Source organism: Mesorhizobium sp. MC2-1-1 (genome assembly GCF_057597255.1).
On sequence record NZ_CP195205.1, the window covers coordinates 3,404,676 to 3,423,816 of the forward strand.

Annotated in this window: 15 protein-coding genes and 1 pseudogene; 6 read left to right on the plus strand and 10 right to left on the minus strand. The window is 64.0% G+C overall.

The features are described from left to right. Positions 1-7 precede the first annotated feature (7 nt). The 4 genes from ACR64R_RS16845 to ACR64R_RS16860 form a co-directional block, all read right to left on the minus strand. On the minus strand, positions 8-1,396 hold the full coding sequence (locus tag ACR64R_RS16845) for an aldehyde dehydrogenase family protein (protein WP_487357469.1): 1,389 nt from the start codon (positions 1,394-1,396) through the stop codon (positions 8-10). Between the two features lie 127 nt (positions 1,397-1,523). Then, on the minus strand, positions 1,524-2,894 hold the full coding sequence (locus tag ACR64R_RS16850) for a glutamine synthetase family protein (protein WP_487357470.1): 1,371 nt from the start codon (positions 2,892-2,894) through the stop codon (positions 1,524-1,526). 87 nt (positions 2,895-2,981) lie between these two features. Further along, positions 2,982-4,538 carry an amino acid permease gene (locus ACR64R_RS16855; RefSeq protein ID WP_487357471.1) on the minus strand — a complete coding sequence of 519 codons (1,557 nt, stop codon included), beginning with the start codon at positions 4,536-4,538 and terminating at the stop codon, positions 2,982-2,984. Between the two features lie 19 nt (positions 4,539-4,557). After that, positions 4,558-5,376, minus strand: coding sequence for an N-formylglutamate amidohydrolase (locus ACR64R_RS16860; protein ID WP_487357472.1), 819 nt, complete (start codon positions 5,374-5,376; stop codon positions 4,558-4,560). A 143-nt stretch (positions 5,377-5,519) separates the two neighbouring features. On the opposite strand from ACR64R_RS16860, the gene ACR64R_RS16865 reads away from it, so the two are divergent. The 3 genes from ACR64R_RS16865 to ACR64R_RS16875 all read left to right on the plus strand — a co-directional run bounded on the left by ACR64R_RS16865 (position 5,520) and on the right by ACR64R_RS16875 (position 10,844). Further along, positions 5,520-6,344, plus strand: a complete 825-nt coding sequence (locus tag ACR64R_RS16865; protein ID WP_487357473.1) for a MurR/RpiR family transcriptional regulator — start codon at positions 5,520-5,522, stop codon at positions 6,342-6,344. Positions 6,345-6,564: 220 nt separating this feature from the next. Next, positions 6,565-7,719: an efflux RND transporter periplasmic adaptor subunit gene (locus tag ACR64R_RS16870; protein WP_487357474.1), complete on the plus strand. Its 1,155-nt coding sequence runs from the start codon at positions 6,565-6,567 to the stop codon at positions 7,717-7,719. Continuing rightward, positions 7,716-10,844 (plus strand): efflux RND transporter permease subunit, encoded by a 3,129-nt coding sequence (locus ACR64R_RS16875; protein WP_487357475.1) that lies wholly within the window; start codon positions 7,716-7,718, stop codon positions 10,842-10,844. Before ACR64R_RS16870 ends, ACR64R_RS16875 begins: the two co-directional genes overlap by 4 nt. Here the strand turns inward: ACR64R_RS16875 and ACR64R_RS16880 are convergent, their stop codons facing one another. The 6 genes and pseudogenes from ACR64R_RS16880 to ACR64R_RS16905 form a co-directional block, all read right to left on the minus strand. After that, the gene (locus tag ACR64R_RS16880) at positions 10,845-11,255 is read right to left on the minus strand and encodes a GtrA family protein (protein WP_487357476.1); all 411 of its coding nucleotides are present in this window, start codon (positions 11,253-11,255) and stop codon (positions 10,845-10,847) included. Continuing rightward, entirely contained in the window at positions 11,252-12,112 is an 861-nt protein-coding gene (locus ACR64R_RS16885) for a ChbG/HpnK family deacetylase (protein WP_487357477.1), read from the minus strand. Before ACR64R_RS16885 ends, ACR64R_RS16880 begins: the two co-directional genes overlap by 4 nt. Positions 12,113-12,539: 427 nt before the next feature. Further along, positions 12,540-13,034: pseudogene (locus ACR64R_RS16890) on the minus strand (glycosyltransferase); the annotation flags it as partial. Continuing rightward, the gene (locus ACR64R_RS16895) at positions 13,027-14,190 is read right to left on the minus strand and encodes a glycosyltransferase 87 family protein (RefSeq protein WP_487357478.1); all 1,164 of its coding nucleotides are present in this window, start codon (positions 14,188-14,190) and stop codon (positions 13,027-13,029) included. The pseudogene ACR64R_RS16890 and the gene ACR64R_RS16895, both read right to left, overlap by 8 nt. A 127-nt stretch (positions 14,191-14,317) precedes the next feature. Further along, on the minus strand, positions 14,318-15,355 hold the full coding sequence (locus ACR64R_RS16900; RefSeq protein WP_487357479.1) for a zinc-binding dehydrogenase: 1,038 nt from the start codon (positions 15,353-15,355) through the stop codon (positions 14,318-14,320). A gap of 5 nt (positions 15,356-15,360) precedes the next feature. Continuing rightward, on the minus strand, positions 15,361-16,602 hold the full coding sequence (locus tag ACR64R_RS16905) for an acyl-CoA dehydrogenase family protein (RefSeq protein WP_487357480.1): 1,242 nt from the start codon (positions 16,600-16,602) through the stop codon (positions 15,361-15,363). 114 nt (positions 16,603-16,716) lie between these two features. On the opposite strand from ACR64R_RS16905, the gene ACR64R_RS16910 reads away from it, so the two are divergent. From ACR64R_RS16910 to ACR64R_RS16920, 3 genes are read left to right on the plus strand one after another with little or no spacing between them, the layout of a single operon-like run. Further along, a complete protein-coding gene (locus tag ACR64R_RS16910) occupies positions 16,717-17,532 on the plus strand; it encodes an SDR family oxidoreductase (RefSeq protein WP_487357481.1) in 816 nt (271 codons plus the stop codon). Positions 17,533-17,571: 39 nt separating this feature from the next. Next, on the plus strand, positions 17,572-18,105 hold the full coding sequence (locus ACR64R_RS16915) for a MaoC family dehydratase (RefSeq protein WP_487357482.1): 534 nt from the start codon (positions 17,572-17,574) through the stop codon (positions 18,103-18,105). Beyond that, the gene (locus tag ACR64R_RS16920; protein ID WP_487357483.1) at positions 18,102-19,139 is read left to right on the plus strand and encodes a phosphotransferase family protein; all 1,038 of its coding nucleotides are present in this window, start codon (positions 18,102-18,104) and stop codon (positions 19,137-19,139) included. Before ACR64R_RS16915 ends, ACR64R_RS16920 begins: the two co-directional genes overlap by 4 nt. The last annotated feature ends 2 nt before the right edge of the window (positions 19,140-19,141 follow it).

Here is a 19,141-nt window from a genome sequence, read left to right on the forward strand (position 1 = left end):
CAAAAAGTCAGATTGCTTCGCGCAGGTGGTAGGATTTCGGGCGGGTCAGATTGTCGTAGCCGATGGCAGAGAGCGCGGCGCCCTTGCCGGTGTCCTTGACGCCGGTCCAGACCAGCGCAGGGTCGAGATAGTCGCAGCGGTTCATGAACACCGTTCCGGTCTCGACGCGGTCGCCGATCGCAATCGCGCGCTCGGTGTCGCGCGTCCAGATCGAGGCAGTCAGCCCATAGGGGCTGTCATTCATCAGCGCGATCGCCTCCTGGTCGTCGCGCACCTTCATGATGCCGACGATCGGGCCAAAACTTTCCTCCCGCATGACGCTCATCTGGTGGTCGACCTCGGTCAGCACCTCCGGCGCCAGATATGGCGAGCCGGCTTTGTCATTCTCGACCTTCATGTTGATGTGCGCGGTGGCGCCCTTGCGCAGCGCCTCGGCCTTCTGCTCGCGGATCAGGTCGGCAAAGCGCGCTTGCGCCATCGGTCCCATGGTGGTGGCCTGATCCAGCGGATTGCCGACCACATAGTTCTTCGTCTCGGCAATGAAGCCCTCGACGAACTCGTCATAGACCTTCTCGTGCACGTAGATCCGCTCGATGCCGCAGCAGCACTGACCGGAATTGTAGAAGGTCCCGTCGACCAGATTGGCGACCGCGTGCTCCACCTTGGCGTCGGGCAGCACATAGGCCGGATCCTTGCCGCCAAGCTCGAGGCCGAGCGTCATGAAGGTGCCGGCAGCCGCCTTCTCGATGGCGCGGCCGCCGCCGACCGATCCGGTGAAGTTGACATGGTCGATCTTGCCTGAGCCGAGCAGCTTCTCGGTCTGGGTATGGTTCATGACGAGGTTCTGGAACAGGCCCCTCGGGAGCCCAGCCTTGTCGAAAGCCTGCTGGAAGCGCTCGCCGACGAGCAGCGTCTGCGCCGCGTGCTTGAGGATTACGGCGCTGCCGGCCATCAGCGCCGGCACGATGGTGTTGACCGCGGTGAGATAGGGATAGTTCCACGGCGCGATGACCATCACGACGCCCAGCGGCACCTTCTTCACATAGCGGCGAAACCCGTCCTTCGGATTGGAGGCCGGCACCGGCTTCAGCGCCTGCTCCGCGATCTCGACCATGTAGCTGGTGCGTTCCTTGACGCCGCCGAACTCGCCGGCGTAGCGCACCGGCCGCCCCATCTGCCAGGCGATCTCCGGCACGATCTCGTCGCTCATGGCGACCAGCGCTTCAAGCATCGCCAGCATGTATTTGCCGCGCTCCGCGATCGGCGTCTCGGCCCATTTCTCCTGCGCCGCCCGCGCGCGCTCCACCGCCGCGTTGATCGCCTGGTCGGTCGCGACCGGCCGCTCGGCATAGATCGAGCCGTCGATTGGGGATTTGAGTTTGACCGTTTCGGTCATTTCTTCCTCGCAGTTTACAACAGTCGAAAATTACATGGCACGTTGCTGCCCTCATGCGCCTGCCGGCACCCTCTCCCCGTGAAGTAAACGGGGAGGGGTGAGAGGCAGGGCCGGCGCTTGCCGCGTTCTAGTACCGCTCGAAGCCCCGGTGCAGTTCCCAATCCGTGATGCGGCGGTCGTATTCGAACTGCTCCCAGCGGGCGGTGTGCACATAGTGCTCGATCACGTCATCGCCGAAAGCCTGCTTCAGCATCTTGGACTTGGCCAGCGTCTCGGTGGCGTCGCGCAGCGTCTTCGGAATCTCCGGCAGCCGCGAGGCCTGGTAGGCGTCGCCGACGAAGGGCTTCTGCAATTCCAGCTTCTCGTCGATGCCGGCGAGGCCGGACGCGATCAGAGCCGCGAAGGCGAGATACGGATTGAGGTCGGCGCCGCCGATACGGCACTCCATGCGGATGCCTTTGGTGCCCTCGCCGCAGAGCCGGAAGCCGGCCGTGCGATTATCCTCGCTCCACATGATCTTGGTCGGCGCGAAGGTGCCGGCCTGGAAACGCTTGTAGGAATTGATGTAGGGCGCCAAGAACCAGGTGAACTCCTTGGCGTATTTGAGCTGTCCGGCCGCCCATTGCCGACCGAGAGTGGATAGCGTCCACTCGGCCTTCTTGTCGAAGAACAGCGGCGTCTTGCCGTCGGCGCTCCACAGCGAATTGTGGATGTGGCTGGAATTGCCGGCGAGCCCGTAATTGTACTTGGCCATGAAGGAAATGGCCTTGCCCTCGGAATCGGCGATCTCCTTGGCGCCGTTCTTCAGGATGACGTGGCGGTCGGCCATGTCGAGCGCCTCGGCGTAGCGTACATTGATCTCTTCCTGGCCTGGTCCCCACTCGCCCTTGGAGTTCTCGATCGGGATGCCGGCGGCTTCCATCTCGTTGCGCAGCCTGCGCATCACGCCTTCTTCCTTGGTGGTGATGCCGATCTGGTAGTCACCGATATACGGCGAAGCGCTGTCGAGCCCCTGCCAGTGCTTCTTGCGCGCGGATTCGTACGTTTCGCTGAACAGATAGAATTCGAGCTCGGAGGCGAAATAGCCGATATAGCCGCGTTCCTGCAGGCGCTTGACCTGCTTCTTCAGGATGGCGCGGGGCGAGTGCCCAAGATCTTCATGCGTGTGATGGTCGAGAACGTCGCAGATGACCAGCGCCGTCTTTTCCAACCACGGAATGCGCCGCAGCGTCGACAGATCGGGCTTCATGACGAAATCGCCATAACCCTTCGACCAACTCGCAGCCTTGTAGCCCGGCACCGGCTCCATATCGATATCGCAAGCCAGCAGATAGTTGCAGCCATGCGTCTCGCCATACGCGGAATCCACGAAATACTGGGCCAGGAAGCGCTTTCCCGCGAGCCGGCCCTGCATGTCGACGATGCAGGCCAGCACCGTGTCGATCTCGCCGTTCGAGACCGCTTTCTTCAACTGATCGAACGAGAAATTCCCGGCCATTCCTTTGGCACTCCAACACTTGTCGATTGAAAGGGAGAGACGAAACCATGGCCGGCGCGACGCCGGCCATGGTCGTGAAGCGAAGGTTCAGTGGCCAGTCTCGCCGACCGCCTGTTCGGCCGCTTTGATCGCCGCCTGGCGTGCCGCGATGATGTCGCCGAGCGGCGGCCCCTGGAAGCGGTTGCGCTCGAAGGCGAACCAGACGATCGCCGTCAGGATGAAGAAGCCGACGGTGATGTAGAGCGCCCAGTCGTTCGGCGGCTGAATGCCGATGACGAAGATCAGGATCATCGACACGATCGACAAGAAGGCAAAGAGCATGAAGATTCCGCGTCCCATGTTCCACGGCCCCATCTTGTCCCACTTCGGCGTTCCCCAGGCCATCATGCCGAGCACGATCGGCACGGTGAAGGAGAGGAACAGGAAGATGACGGTGCAGGACACCACGATCGTATAGGCCGAGGTGCCGGCGACCGAAACCACCGAGGAACCCCAGACGAACAGGACCGACAGGATCGAGGCGGTCCAGATCGCCGACACCGGCGTGCGGTAGGTCGGGCTGACCTTGGCGAGCGCCGCCGAGCCCGGCAGGCCGCCGTCACGCGAGAAGGCGAAGATCATGCGCGAGGCCGAGGTGACGGTGGCAAGACCGCAGAGCAGCTGGGAAACGAACACAACGAGGTAGACGAACTCCTTGACGCCGGTCCCCACGCGCTGGTCGAAAGCCCAGAAGAACACGTTCCAGCCCTGCTTGGCAGCGTCGTCCATGTTCGGGATCATCAGCACGAAAGCGGCCAGGAACAGGTAGCCGAACAGGGCCGACCAGATGACCGACATCACCATCGCGCGCGGCACGGAGGAGGCCGCCTTGATGGTCTCCTCCGAGGTATGCGCGGAGGCATCGTAGCCGGTGATCGTATAGATCGGCAGCAGCAGGCCAAGCGCGAACACCCAGGCGTTCGAGACTGACGGCCACACGCCGCCGCCGGCGTCGCCCGAGTAGTTGTGGAAGGTGAAGAGGCGGCTGAAATCCCAGTGTTCGGCCGAGATCAGGCAGACGACGGCGATCAGGATTGCCCCGAAGAAGATCAGGTAGCCCGAGAAGTCCGTCAGCTTTGCCGTCAGCTTGATGCCGAGGTGGTTGATCAGCGCCTGGAGGCCTGTGACGACGACCAGGAAGATCATCTGATTGGTCAGTGAACCGTCAATTCCCAGCGCAGGTCCGAAGGCGCCGATGAAGAAGGTCCATGTCCCGACATTGATGGCACCAAGCACGGTGATCAGGCCGAGCAGGTTGAGCCAGGCCGTCACCCAGCCGGTGCCGCGATTGCCGAGGATCGAACCCCAATGATAGAGGCCGCCCGCCGTCGGATAGGCCGAGCTGATCTGCGACATGGCGACCGCGAAGGTGAGCGAGACAAAGCAGCCGACGAGCCAGCCGATACCGATACCGATGCCGCCTGCGCCCGAGGTCGCCTGCGCCAGCGAATTGATGCCGCCGGATAGGATGCAGATGATGGAGAAAGAAACCGCGAAATTCGAAAAGCGGCTGAGGCGCCGCTCCAATTCCTGGGCATAGCCCATGCTGTGGAGGTGTTTTACGTCCTCCGCCTTGTCGGCGTCTGTATAACCCGGTGCTGCCATGTGAAGTCCCCTTAATTTCTTAGCTGGCCGATTGTACTGACTTTCCCGTTGCGCTTTGTCGGGAGCCCCTGGCCTCCTCGGGCTCCAGATTCGAAAATATGCCCGTGAGCAGATCCGCCCATCTCCGCTGCCCGGTCTCACCGGCGATTTCGTCGTTGCGGATTTCGATCATCGCGCAGGCGAGGCCGCGCGAACGTGCATGCCGCTCCAGCGTGAAATAAACGCGGTCGGCCGGCGAATAGGGTTCGTTGACGCCGACGGTGACGCCGGCCAGCCGCTGCAAGGCCGCGACCAGGGGCTTCGCCAGCCGGCGATCGTCATCATGGATGATGCCGATATGCCAGGGCCGGCTCTTGCCCTTGTAGACTGGCGTGAAGGAGTGCACCGAAACCAGCCGCGTCTCCTGGCCGCGCGCCAGCCGCCGGTCGATGATCCCGGCGATCGTGTCGTGGAACGGGCGCCAGGCAAGGTCGACCCGCGCGGCGCGCTGCTTGTCGGACAGGCCCGAATTGCCGGGAATGGCTGTCGCCTCGCTGACCGGCGGAACGAGGTCGGGCGCGTCGAGCGGACGATTGCAGTCGATGACGAGTCGCGAGACGCGGGTCTCGATCAACGTGGCGTCGAGCGCCTGGGCCATGCGGCTGGCGACGGGAAGCGCTCCCGGGTCCCAGGCGATATGGCGGGAAAGATCCGCCGCCGGCAGGCCAAGGGTTCCGAACTCGGCGGGAAGGAAATTGGAAGCGTGGTCGCAGGTGAAGACGAAGGGGCTGGATCCGCCGGGGTTGGTCACCCGTACGGTCTCAGACGGTGCAAGGCTGACGGGCCGAGCTTTCTCCATATCGTCCCCTGCAGGACGCTGTATCTTATGTTACGGATTTTGTCTCATTGCGTCCCTGTGAATGATTTCATACAGTTTGAACGGCTTTGTCAAACGCGAATTCGGGAAAACGGCGGCGGCGGGTCGACGGGTAGGGGAAAACCATGGTTTCCAGCATTGCCGAACTGATCTCGGACCGTATCGGCGCGATGCCGGCCGGCGAGCGCCGAGCCGCCCAGACGCTGATTGCCAACTATCCTTTGACCGGACTGAAGACCGTCGCCGAGTTTTCGGCCGCGGCCGGCGTGTCCTCGCCCACGATCCTGCGTTTCGTCGCCAGGCTCGGTTTCCAGAATTACCCCGAATTCCAGTCGGCGCTGCAGGATGAGCTGGCGGCGCAATTGCAATCGCCGGCTTCGCGCACACTCAATCCAGGCTCGGCCGGCGGCGCCGCCTCGCCGATGCTGGAGGCGACGCTCGACAATATGCGCGAGACCTTCCGGCACCTCACCGACAAACAGCTCTCCGATATCGCCGCGCGACTGGCCGAGCGGCGCGGCAAGACCTTCCTGATAGGCGGCCGCTTTACCGATCCGCTGGCGCGCTACATGGCCGCCCACCTCGCCATTATCCAGCCGGATGTCTATCACCTCGCCGGCCAGGAGAGCATCTGGCGCGACCGCCTGATCGACATGGGCAAGCGCGACGTGCTGGTGATCTTCGACATCCGCCGCTACCAGGAAAGTCTCGTCCGCTTTGCCGAGAAGGCGCATCAGCGTGGCGTGCAGATCATCCTCTTCACCGACCAGTGGCTCTCGCCGATCGCCCGCTTCGCCCGCCATGTGATCGCCGGGCGCACCGCCGTGCCCTCAGCCTGGGATTCATCGGCCGCTATCTTCGTCGTCGCCGAGACGCTGATCGCCGCTGTGACGAGGCAGTTGGAAGCAGCCGGCGCCAAGCGCATCCGCGACCTGGAGAACTTGCGCTAGCCAACGGGAGCGGTTTGCCGCCTGGTAATTCCGGCAGAACGCAGGGATCGGTACCCCGCCGGACTTCACGTTACCGAGATTTAATGTGCACGATTGCGTGATAATTGCCATAAAACGCTGATACCGGGGTGTGGCGTGGCCGGTTTTCGCCCCCAGCCCGTATCGTTGTCTGGCCTGCTTCCTTCTGGTTCGGCAGACGGGTTCCGCCGCTGGAGTGTCGATGTCGAGCTGGAAACAGATTGTTGCAGCGCTTATGATTCTGGTCGCCGCCGTGGCCGCCTGGGCGCGCTTTTATCCTGGCGCGCCTCAGACCTTGGCGCGTTGGGGAATGGACTGGGCCGTCGCCGCGACACCTCCCGCGAAGCGCACCGCAAGCGGCCTTGGCCCCTCCGGGGGCAACCGTGCCGGTCAGATTGTGTCGATCGTCGCTTCGCCGGTCGGCACCGCCACCATCAATGACAGGCTGCAGGCGATCGGCACCGGCCGCGCCAACGCGACCGTCACCGTCAACCCATACTCGTCCGGCCGCCTCACTGAGCTCCTGGTCCACTCCGGCACGCATGTCCGGAAGGGCGACGTCATCGGCAGGCTCGATTCCGAGACGGAAGTGATCGCCCGGGACCGCGCCCAGTTGACGGTGGAGGATGCGCGATCCAAGCTCGACCGGGTGAAGTCGCTGAGGGCTTCCAACGCGGCCACGCCGGTCGCCGTCGCCGATGCCGAGGTAACGCTCGCCAACGCCAGGCTGGCGCTACGCGACGCCGAACTCGCACTCGAGCGCCGCTCGATCGTGGCGCCGATAGATGGCACTGTTGGTATCCTGCCGATCGCCGCCGGCAATTATGTCACCAGCCAGTCGGCGATCGCCACGCTCGACGACCGTTCCAGTATTCTGGTCGATTTCTGGGTGCCGGAACGCTTCGCCGCGGCGATCAAGGTCGGCGCCCAGCTCTCGGCTACGCCTTTGGCCAACCCCAACCAGGTCTATGCCGGCACCGTCTCGGCCATCGACAACCATATCGACGAGAACAGCCGCACACTGCTCGTCAAGGCCACGATTGCCAATCCCGCCGATTCGCTGCGCGCCGGCATGTCCTTCCAGATCGGCATGCGGTTCCCCGGTGAGACCTATCCGGCCGTCAGCCCTCTCGCCATCCAATGGGGGACCAATGGCGCTTATGTCTGGGCCGTCGCCGAAGGCAAAGCCAAGCGCATTCCTGTCCGCGTCATACAGCGAAACACCGAGACGGTTCTCATTGATGCTCCCTTCGTGAGCGGCGACATGGTGGTGACCGAAGGCACGCAGAGCGTCAGCGAAGGCGGCGACGTCCGTATCGCCGGCGAGGATCGCGCCACCGAGGCCGAAGGCTCATGAGCGTCGGCGAAACCGCCGACGGATCGGGCTTGACCGCGCTTTTCATCCGCAGGCCGGTCATGGCCTTCGTGCTCAACACGCTGATCGCGGTTGCCGGACTTGCCGCCTTCTGGGGCGTCGAGATACGCGAATTGCCGGATGTCGACCGCCCGGTCATCACCGTCAACACCACCTTCGAGGGCGCGGCCGCCGAAACCGTAGACCGCGAGTTGACCGACGCGATCGAAGGCGCGGTCGCGCGCGTCTCCGGCGTCAAGTCGATCTCGTCCAATTCCTCCTTCGGCCAGAGCCGGGTCACCATCGAATTCAACGACGGCGTCGACCTCAATGTCGCGGCCTCCGACGTGCGCGATTCCGTCAGCCGGATCACCAACCAGCTGCCCAACACCGCCGATGCTCCGCGCATCGTCAAGGCGGACGCGAATTCCGATCCGGTGATGCGGCTGGCCGTCACCTCGGACACCATGTCGGTTCAGGATATGACGGTGTTCGTGCAGGACCGCATCGAGGATGACCTTGCAGCGGTGCCGGGTGTCGCCGACGTCCAGGTGTCCGGCGACCGCGACAAGATCTTCCGCATCGATGTCGACCAGAACAAGCTGGCGAGCCAGGGCTTCACCGTTGCCGATCTGAGGACAGCGCTCGCCTCGGTCGCCTTCGATTCCCCTGCCGGCTCGATCACCACGACCAATCAGGACCTCATCGTTCGCACGACCGCCGACGTAACCACGCCGGAGGAGTTCGAGAACATCGTCATCGGCGGCACGACCCGTATCCGCGACGTCGCCACCGTGACGCTGGGGCCCGATATCGGCCAGTCGACACTGCGCTCCGACGGCAAGGCCGGCATCGGCCTCGGCATCATCCGCCAAGCGGAATCGAACACGCTGGATATCTCGAGCGGCGTCAGGGCCGCCGTCGCCAAGCTGCAAGAGACTCTGCCAGCGGGCATGTCGATCAAGGTCACCAGCGACGATGCCGTCTTCGTCAACGGCGCCGTGCACGAGGTCGAGATCGCGCTGGCTCTCTCGGTCTCGATCGTGCTCATTGTCATCTACGCCTTCCTGCTCGACTGGCGCGCAACTCTGATCCCCGGCCTGTCGATGCCCGTCGCCATGATCGGCACCATCGCCGCCATCTATCTCGCCGGCTTCTCCGTCAACATCCTGACGCTCTTGGCGCTGGTGCTGGCGACCGGCCTCGTCGTCGACGACGCCATCGTCGTGCTGGAAAACATCGTGCGTCGCCGCAACGAAGGCATGGGGCCGCGCGCGGCTGCCGTACTGGGCACCCAGGAAGTGTTCTTCGCCGTCGTCGCCACCACGCTGACGTTGGTCGCCGTCTTCGTGCCGATCTCATTCCTGCCGGGACAGACCGGCGGCCTGTTCCGCGAGTTCGGCTTCGTGCTGGCGATGTCGGTGCTGCTCTCCTGCGTGGTCGCGCTGACCTTATGCCCGATGCTTGCCTCGCGCATGCTGACCAGCGCCTCGCTTCACCAGGAAGGCGGCACCGGCATCGGCGCGCGCGTTGGCGGCGCCCTGCACGGCCTCTACAAACGCTGCCTGCATCTTTGCCTCGACGCGCCCTGGATCGTGGTGCTGGTCGCGCTGATCTTTGTCGGCACCGCGTTTGCGCTGTTCGGCAACATCCGCCAGGAGCTCACGCCGACGGAAGACCGCGCCGTGGTGCTGCTGCGCATCAACGCGCCGCAAGGCGTCAGCCTCGACTACACGACGGAGCAGATGCGCAAGATCGAGCGGCTGATCCAGCCGCTGCGCGATTCCGGCGAGATCCGCTCGACCTTCGAGAACGCCGGCAACAACGGCTCCTACAATTCGGGCTTCATGGTGATGACGCTGGCGCCGTGGGACGAGCGCAGCCGCAGCCAGCAGGAGATCATGGCCGACATCGGCCGCTTGGCGAAACAGGTGCCGAGCGTGCGCGTCTTTCCGGTGCAGCCGAACAGCCTCGGCATCCGCGGCGCCGGCAACGGCCTGCAATTCGCGCTGGTCGGCAACGACCGCAAGGCATTGAGCGAGGCGGCCGTGAAGATCGTCGACGAGATGCGAAAGGACCAGCGCTTCCAGACGCCGCGCCTCTCCGTCGACCCGACGCAGCCGCAGCTTGCCGTGGCCATCGATCGCGAACGCGCCTCGGACCTCGGCATCGACATCACCGGTCTCGCCGACACGCTGCAGGCCATGCTCGACGGCAACGATGTCGTCGACGTCTACATCGCCGACCGCAGCTATGGCGTGAAGCTGGTCTCGACCAGCAACCCGATCAACGATCCGACCGATCTGGAAAACATCTTCCTCAAGACGCAGGACGGTCGCTTCGTACCGATGTCGACCATCGCCACGCTGACCGAGCGCGCCGTGCCGCCGTCCCTGACACGCGAGCAGCAGCAGCCCTCCGTCGCGATCACCGCCAACCTTGGCGGCGGCTTCGCGCTTGGCGAAGCGCTGACCCGCGCCGAGGAAATCGCAGCGCCACTGCTGCCATCCGGGGCCCGCATCCTGCCGATCGCCGAAGCCGCCACCCTGGGCGAGAGCAACAGCGCCATGATCGCCGTCTTCAGCTTCGCGCTGGTCATCATCCTGCTTGTGCTGGCGGCCCAGTTCGAGAGTTTCGTCAGCGCCGTCATCATCATGGCGACGGTGCCGTTGGGGCTGGCCTGCGCCATCTTCGCGCTTTTCCTGTCGGGCACCAGCCTCAATGCCTACAGCCAGATCGGACTGGTGCTTCTGGTCGGCGTCATGGCCAAGAACGGCATTCTGATCGTCGAGTTCGCCAACCAGCTGCGCGACCGGGGGCTGGGCGTGCGCGAGGCGATCGAACAGGCTTCGACCATTCGCTTGCGCCCGGTGATGATGACCATGATCTGCACCGTGCTCGGCGGCGTGCCGCTGGTGCTGGCTTCGGGCGCCGGCGCGGAAGCCAGGGTGGCGCTGGGCTGGGTCATCGTCGGCGGCCTCGGGCTGGCCACCGTCTCGACGCTGTTCCTGACCCCTGTCGCCTATCTCTTGCTTGGCCGCTTCGTCACGCCCAAGGCGCATGAGGAAGCGCGCCTGAAGCGCGAACTCGAGGAAGCCGCCTACGCGAATATCGAACCGGCCGAGTAGCTATCTCAGCAGCCGGCCTTCGATCGACCAGCGGGCCGCCAGGAAGTTCAGCACTGCCGCGACCACGACGCCGATGATCTTGGCGGGCCAGACGCCGATCGCCCCTGCCAGAACCGCGATCGACAGGCTGGAGCCACCAAGTGAAATCAGTGCTCCCAGCGAGACGAAGCGCAGGAAGGAGTGGTGCAGCCGGATGTCCGGGTCACGCTCGAACGACCAGGAGCGGTTCGCCACGAAGGAGAAGAGGACCGCAACGAACCAGGCGCCGAAATTGGCGGCCAAGGCCGATACCGCGAGCTTGAGCAACAGGAAGAATGCAGTGAGGTCGATGCCGGTGTTGGCCAGCCCGACCAAGGCGAAACGAACGATCTTGTTGCCGGTCGAACGTTGCGGTTGGCCGGGATTGCTCATTCGCCGCTGTCCATGACGCGGACTCCGGCCTTGTCGAGGATGTCGCCGAAAGCCCGCGAGGAAAGTACCGCGAATTCTACCTCGCGCACGGCCTGCATCGGGTCTCGCGCGCGCAATATGTCATCGACATGGCCCGGATGGCACATGAACACTCCTCGCTGCGGCAAGGTGTCGACGGCCGCGCGCAACGTCGAAGCGAATCTTTCCGGCCGCCGCCAGTCATAGATGCCGGAAAGCGGCGTCATCACGCTGAAGCCGGCCCGTTGCATCGATCTGTTGAACCCCGCCGCGAGAGCGGCGACCGCCGCGATCTTGGCCACCGCCGCGTCCAGGCCGGGAAGTCCGGGCGCGCCTCGCAGTGCCGGCTTGCGCGCGCTTCGCCCAAAACGCGCCAGCAACCAGCTTCGCACCATGGGGAGGAAATGCACGTGCTGGTGTCCGTCGATATAGTCGGGCGCGCCATCCAGCGCATTGACAAAGCGGTCGTACTGGGCGTCGAGTTCGGCGTGAACGTCCCGCTCGTCAATACGCCCGCGCCGCATCGGCAGCGCAAGGGAAGCGAGCTTTGGCAACTTGCCGTCTGGCGCGAGGCTCGACGGACCGGTCGCCGCGGTCTGGTCAGTGAGGGTCAGATGCAACCCGACGGCCGCTCTTGCGCGAAACGGTCTTATCCGCGCCGCCGCCTCCTCCCATTCGGGAAAGCCCGTCATGCAACCGGTTCCGGTCAGGCGGCCACACTTGATAAGCTCGAGGATCGCGCCTGATACGCCCGGCGCCAGCCCGTAGTCGTCGGCAATCAGTCGGATCGACCGGGTCATTTTCCGGGGCGACCTGCTCGGCGTCGCCGCGCAGGACATCGCGCACGATGTAGACGGGCCGGTCCTTGCTTTCGCTGAGCGTGACCCAGATATACTCGCCGATCAGGCCGAGCAGCGCCAGGTTGAGACCGCCCAGCAGCACGACGGCAACCATGATGCTGGGATAGCCGGGCACGGCGATGCCGTAGAACAGCACCTCGAAGAGCACCTTCACGCCATAGGCCAATCCCGCAAATGCCGCCAGCAATCCGACGAGGCTGATGGCGCGTAGCGGGATCACGGAAAATGAGGTGAATCCTTCGAGGGAGAACGCGATCAGATTGAAGCGACTCCATTTCGACGTGCCGCTGGCGCGGCTTTCCGGCGAATAAAGCACCGCTTTCTGGCGGAAGCCGGCCCAGGCGAACAGGCCCTTGTTGAAACGACGCTTGTCGCGCACGCTGGTCAAGGCGCGCGCCACGGCACCGCGCATGACGCGGAAGTCTCCGGCATTTTCGGGAATATCGAAGCGCTGGCTGCTGTTGATCAGCGTGTAGAAGAGCCGCGCCAGTTGGCTGCGCCGCCAGCTCCCCTCGCGCCGGTCGTTCTGCGCATAGACGACGTCGATCTCCGCATCCCCGACCAGCTCGCCGATCATCTTCAAGCTGATGTCCATGGAATGCTGCAGGTCGGAGTCCATGATCAGGACAAAGTCGCCGCGGGAGTGGTCGAGGCCGGCGAGAACCGCAGCTTCCTTGCCGAAATTACGGCTGAGCCGTACGATCTCCCAGGAACCCGAGAGCGCGCCCGCAAATGTCTCGGCGCCGCCGTCGCGGCTGCCGTCGTCGACGAGTATCTTGCGGACAGTCATGCCGAACCTCTCCGCCACGGCAGCTTCGAGTTTGCCGAGCAGCCCGACGAATGCGATCGCGGATTCGGCCTCGTTGAAGAACGGTGCGATAATATCGAGCATCTCAGCCATGCGCGACGGCCCCGGCCGACGGCATCTTCTGTGTGTCCCGCCTCCAGAACCAGCCGATCAGCAGACAGGCGACTATGCTGATCGCGATTGGCCGAAACCACGGGTGGAAAAGACTGTGCAGCCGACTGTCGACGCTGGTCAGTCCGGTGACAAAGAGCAGCGACGCGAGCAACCAGCGCATGGCTCCGGCTCCTTTCTCCTGCCACAGCAGGGCGATGGAGAGGCCGGCAGGCACCGCCACCATGGCATAGGTGTTCTGCTCGACCCGTGGATTGAAGACGCACATGTAGAACGCCGCCGTGAGAAAGATGGCAAGCCCGCTGACCCTTGCATCCAGCCTGCGGTCGAAATGGAGCACCACCCACAGCGTAAGCAGAGCCGCGATGACGCGCACGATCGTCGCGTCAAACTCAGGAAGCGTCATCCCAAACCTTGTGAAAGGCGCCGTGAAGTCGGCCGGAACGAACGGACCGGTCGGGTCGACCGTCATTGAAGTCAGCATCCGGAAGAAATCGTAGTATTGCGAATTGATATAGCCAGCCGGCGCAAAGCCGTAAGGGATGGCGAGCACGACGAGCACCGCAAGCGCCAGCACCGGTATCAGCCTTGGGCGCAGCGCTCCCGCCAGCAGCAGCATGATGATCGCCGTGGGTTTGGCGATGATGGCAAGCGAGGCCCAGAAGAAGCACTCGGCGCGGCGTCCCTCGAGTGCCGACAGCGTCAGAAACCAGCACGCTCCGGTGAGCAGGATCGTCGCCTGGCCGTTGCGAAGCGCCGCCAGCGAAACCGGCAGGGCAAGGAAAAGGCCGAAGGACAAGAGCCAAGTCTGCTCGCGGCCGCCGATCGCGCGGACCTGGCGCATCGCGGCAAAGGTGAGCACCCCGAAGCCCAGCGCGTGCCAAAGGATGTTACCCAGATGGGGCCCGAGTTTTAGCAGGGGGACGTAGAGGACGGCGAAGGCGGGAGCGTACAGATACCCCATGGCGACTTCGACCTGATACAGCGGTTGGCGGCTCAGAAAAGCTTCACTGCCATATCGATAGATATGGATCACCGAACGTGCATTGGGCAACCATAGCACAAGGCCGAGTACAATCAGAAACGACCCGATCCACAACCAAAGCCCCAAACGGTCGAAAACCGGCTTGGAAATCATCATCGAATGCCCCACTCAACCCTCGAAGCGGGATCAGTCTGGCATCGTCCCGGCATTTTGATGGCGGCCGCCATATCATGGAGAAAACAGCGCGGCATAGCCGCCGCCAGCCCGCCGCCCAGCGATATCATGGCTTTATGAACACCTTTCCATTCGGCTTGGCCAGTTCGGTCGGCAGCCGCGCCATCGCCTCGTCCAGCGGCACGACCGCCGTGACGTCGGTCGACCAGCGCCCGTCGGAAAAGCGCTTTTGCGCTTCCAGTACCGCCGGGCCTAGCCGGTCGCGGAACTGGCGCATCCATTCGGCAAGCCAGAAGCCTTCCACGCGCTTATGCTGGAAGATCAGTTGCCCCGGCTCGCGGATCACCGTCGGCTCGCCGTCGAGCCGGCCGTAGACGATCCAGCGCGCGCGCTTCGGCATGGCGTTGAAGATGGTTGAAGCCAGCGGGCCGGTAACCGCGTCGAGGAAGATGCGCGGCTGCTCGGCCTCCATGATTTCGCGCAGTGAGGCCTCGAAATCCGCCGCCTTCTCGTTGAGCACATCGGTGGCGCCGAGACCCTTCAACAGCGGGATCTGCTCGTCACGGCGCACGGTCACGATAGGCCGAAAGCCTTCCTCCTTCGCCAGCCCGATGATCAGCTTGCAGAGCTGGCTGGCGCCTGCTGTCATGATGAAGGCCTTTTCGCCCTCTTGCTTGACGATGTCGAACATGGCCAAGGCGGTCAGCGGATTGACAATCATCGCGGCGGCGTCCTCGTCGCGCACCGTGTCGATGAGCGGGATGCAGGACGCGGCCTCGGCAACCGCATAATCAGCCCATGCTCCCCAGTTCGACACGCCTGTGGCGAAGGCGACCCGCTTGCCGGCAAGGCTTTTTGCGTATGGGTCGTCGCCGGCGGCGACAACGATGCCGACGCCTTCGAAACCCGCTGGACGGCCCTTGACCCGCGGCTGGCCGTACTGGCCCTTGATGAAGGCGATGTCGGACGGATTGATCGAGGCGAGATTGACCTTGATCAGCGCCTGTGTCGGCCCTGGCGCTGGCACGGCTATGCTGCCGGGCTCAAGGTAAGGCTCCATTACTTCCGGCGCGGCGGCCGAAGGCGTCCTCGTATATCCGTCGCCGACAAGCAGCAGACCCCGCATTTGCGATGGAAGCGTCATGGCTGTCAGACCTTTTCCTGCGTATATTTCTTCAGTTCCGTGCGCGCCACCTGGCGCCGGTGCACGGCGTCCGGCCCGTCGGCCAGCCGCAGCGTCCTCAGATGCGTCCATGAGCGGGCAAGCGGCGTATCCTGGCTGATGCCTTGCGCGCCGAACATCTGCACCGCCTCATCGGTGACCTTCAGCGCGACGCGGGGCGCCACGACCTTGATCTGGCTGATCCAGGGCGCGGCCGCGCGGGCGTCTCCCTGGTCGATCATCCACGCGGCCTTGAGGCACAAGAGCCGCGCCATCTCGATCTCCATCCGGCATTCGGCGATGATGTCGAAATTGGCGCCGAGCTTGGCCAGCGACTGGCCGAAGGCCTCCCGTCGCACCGAGCGCTGGCAGAGCATCTCAAGCGCCATCTCGGCCTGGCCGATGGCGCGCATGCAGTGATGGATGCGGCCCGGCCCCAGCCGCCCCTGCGCGATCTCGAAGCCCCTGCCCTCGCCCAGGATCAGGTTCGCCGCCGGCACCCGCACATTTTCGAACCTGAGATGCATGTGGCCGTGCGGTGCGTCGTCGTCGCCATAGACCTGCATGGGCCGCAACCTGGTGATGCCCTTGCTGTCGGCCGGCACGAGGATCATCGAATGCCGGCGGTGCCGCGGCTCCTCGTCGGAACCGGTCCTGACCATGACGATATAGATGGCGCAGCGCGGATCGCCGGCGCCGGACGCCCACCATTTCTCGCCGTTCAGCACATAATCGCCGCCGTGCCGCTCGCAGCGCATCGAGATGTTCGTCGCATCCGAGGAGGCTACATCCGGCTCGGTCATCAGATAGGCCGAGCGTATCCGACCCTCGAGCAGCGGCTCCAGCCAGTCCCGCTTGTGCGCCTCCGAGCCGTAACGCTCCAGCACCTCCATGTTGCCGGTGTCGGGCGCCGAACAGTTGAAGGTTTCGGCACCGAGATGCGCCTTGCCCATCTCCTCGGCCAGATAGGCGTATTCGACGGTGGAAAGACCGTAGCCGCGCTTGGAATCGGTCAGCCAGAAGTTCCACAGCCCGCGCTCCCGGGCCGTCTTTTTCAAGCCCTCGAGAATCTCGGTTTGCCTGGCCGTATAGGCCCAGCGGTCACCACTCTTTCCGACTTCGGCGAGAAACGCCTCCCCCAGCGGCGCGATCTCGTCGCGCACCATCGCCACGACGCGCTGATGGATTGGTTTCAGCCGCTCGGTCATGCCGAGATTCATATCCGTCATCGCTTCCGGCCTTTCCGAAGATAGAGCTTTACCCGTGGCGAGGATGACCGTACTTCGGCTAGCCTTGTCAACGCGAGTCCCTCGCCGGTTGGAGCGAGGTGTGCGGAGGAATGCATGAGCTATATGGACGAGCTGTTCTCGGTCGCCGGCAAGACCGCGCTGGTGACGGGTGCGGCGACCGGCATCGGCCGCATGGTGGCGACCGGGCTGGTGCGTGCCGGTGCTAACGTGATGATCGCCTCGCGCAAGGGCGAGGACTGCGCCAAGGTTGCCAACGAATTGAATGCGCTCGGTGGCTCGGGCCGGGCAGAAGGTTTTGCCGGCGACGTATCCAGCGAAGCGGGCATCGCCGCTCTGGTCTCCGAGGTCAAGGCGCGCGCGGAGCGCCTGCACATACTGGTCAACAATGCCGGTATTTCCTGGGGAGCGTCGCTGCAGGAGTTTCCCTATCACGCCTGGGCCAAGGTGTTCGGCGTCAACGTCACCGCCGTTTTCCACCTGACACGGGAGCTCTTGCCGCTGCTCGATGCCGCGGCAAGCGACGAGGACCCGGCCCGCGTCGTCAATCTCGGCTCGGTGATGGGCACCCAGCCGCTGGCCGACGACGCCTATTCCTATGCCGCCTCGAAAGCGGCGGTGCACCATTTGACGCGCACGCTGGCCATCGAGTTCGCCGCCCGCCGCATCACTGTCAACGCCTTTGCTCCCGGTCCTTTCCAGAGCCGGATGACGGCGTTCGCCACCGCCACCGAGGAGCAGGCGAAACATGTCGGTAACCATGTTCCGCTCGGCCGCATAGGCGTGGCGGATGACATTGCCGGCGCAACGCTTTATTTGTGCAGCCGAGCCGGCAGCTATGTCACCGGCGCCATCCTGCCGATCGACGGCGGCCAGTCGGTGCAGCATGGAATGACTTTGTTCAAGGAATAAGGCGCACGATTTCAAGGAATCGGGCGGGGTTCAAGGAATATGGCGTCCGGTTCAGGAAATCGTAATCCGGGCGGGGGTGCGGAGGACATAAGCGTGGAACCGATCAGTCTCGATACGCTTCTGGCAAACGTCGGCAAGGAGGTCGGCGTTTCGCCCTGGCGAACGGTCACGCAGCGCATGATCGATCAGTTCGCCGATGCGACCGACGACCACCAGTTCATTCATTGCGACCCTGAGCGCGCCGAGCGCGAGACGCCGTTCGGCGGCACCATCGCGCATGGTTTCCTGTCGCTCTCGCTATTGTCGGCAATGACCTTCGAGACCATGCCGCCGCTGGAAAACACCAAGATGGGCGTCAACCACGGCTTCGACACGCTTCGCTTCCTCGCGCCGGTGAAGACGGGCTCGCGCATCCGCACCCGCTTCGTGCTGGCGGACGTCAAGGTGCGGCCGTCCGGTTGGGTGCAGACGGCGCATGACGTGACCATCGAGATCGAAGGCTCGAAGAAGCCGGCGCTCACGGCGCGTTGGCTGACCTTGACGCTGATTGAGCGCCAGCCCGAGAACGCATGAGCGGCGAGGCCGGTGTCATAGACCAAGCGACGCTTGCGCCCTATCTCAAGGCGCATATACCGGGTTTTACCGGCCTGTCCGCGATTGAAAAATTCAAGTCGGGCCAGTCCAATCCGACCTATCTTTTGACAGCAGCCAGCGGCCGCTATGTGCTGCGCGCCAAGCCGCCGGGACAATTGCTGAAATCCGCGCATCAGGTCGACCGGGAATTCCGGGTGATGCGGGCGTTGGGCGGGACGGCGGTGCCGGTGCCGCGCATGCTGCATCTCTCGGGCGAGGACTCCGCGATCGGCCGCATGTTCTACGTCATGGAGTTCCTCGACGGCCGCATCCTCTGGGATCCGTCGCTGCCGGACGTCTCCGGCAATCACGAGCGCGCCGCGATCTACGACGCGATGAACGCGACACTCGCCGCCTTGCACGATGTCGATGTCGAGGCCGTCGGTCTTGGCGATTTCGGCAAGCCCGGCAGCTATTTCGAACGCCAACTGGCCCGCTGGACCGGCCAGTACCGCGCTTCGGAAACCGAAGCCATAACCGATATTGACAGGCTGATAGCGTGGCTCGAAAAGCGTATGCCGGCCGATGACGGCCGCCTTTCGCTTGTCCATGGCGATTATCGGCTCGACAACATGATGTTTGCCCCGGACGCGCCGAAAGTGATCGCGGTGCTCGACTGGGAGCTTTCGACGCTTGGTCATCCCTTCGCCGACCTCGCCTATCAATGCATGCAATGGCGTCTGCCGCACACCTCGGGCTTTCGCGGCCTCGGGGGCGTCGACCGCGCGGCTGCAGGCCTGCCTTCCGAGGAGGCCTATGTCGCGGCCTATTGCAAAAGGCGCGGCATCGGGAAGATCGACGGTTGGATCTTCTTTCTCGCCTTCTCCTTCTTCCGGCTGGCGGCGATCTGCCAGGGCGTCTATCGCCGCGCGTTGGACGGCAATGCTTCCAATCCGGAAAAGGCAAGGACCTATGGCGAGGCAGTGAAGCTGCTTGCCCAGCTTGCCGCACAACTGATCGACGAGAACGACTGAAA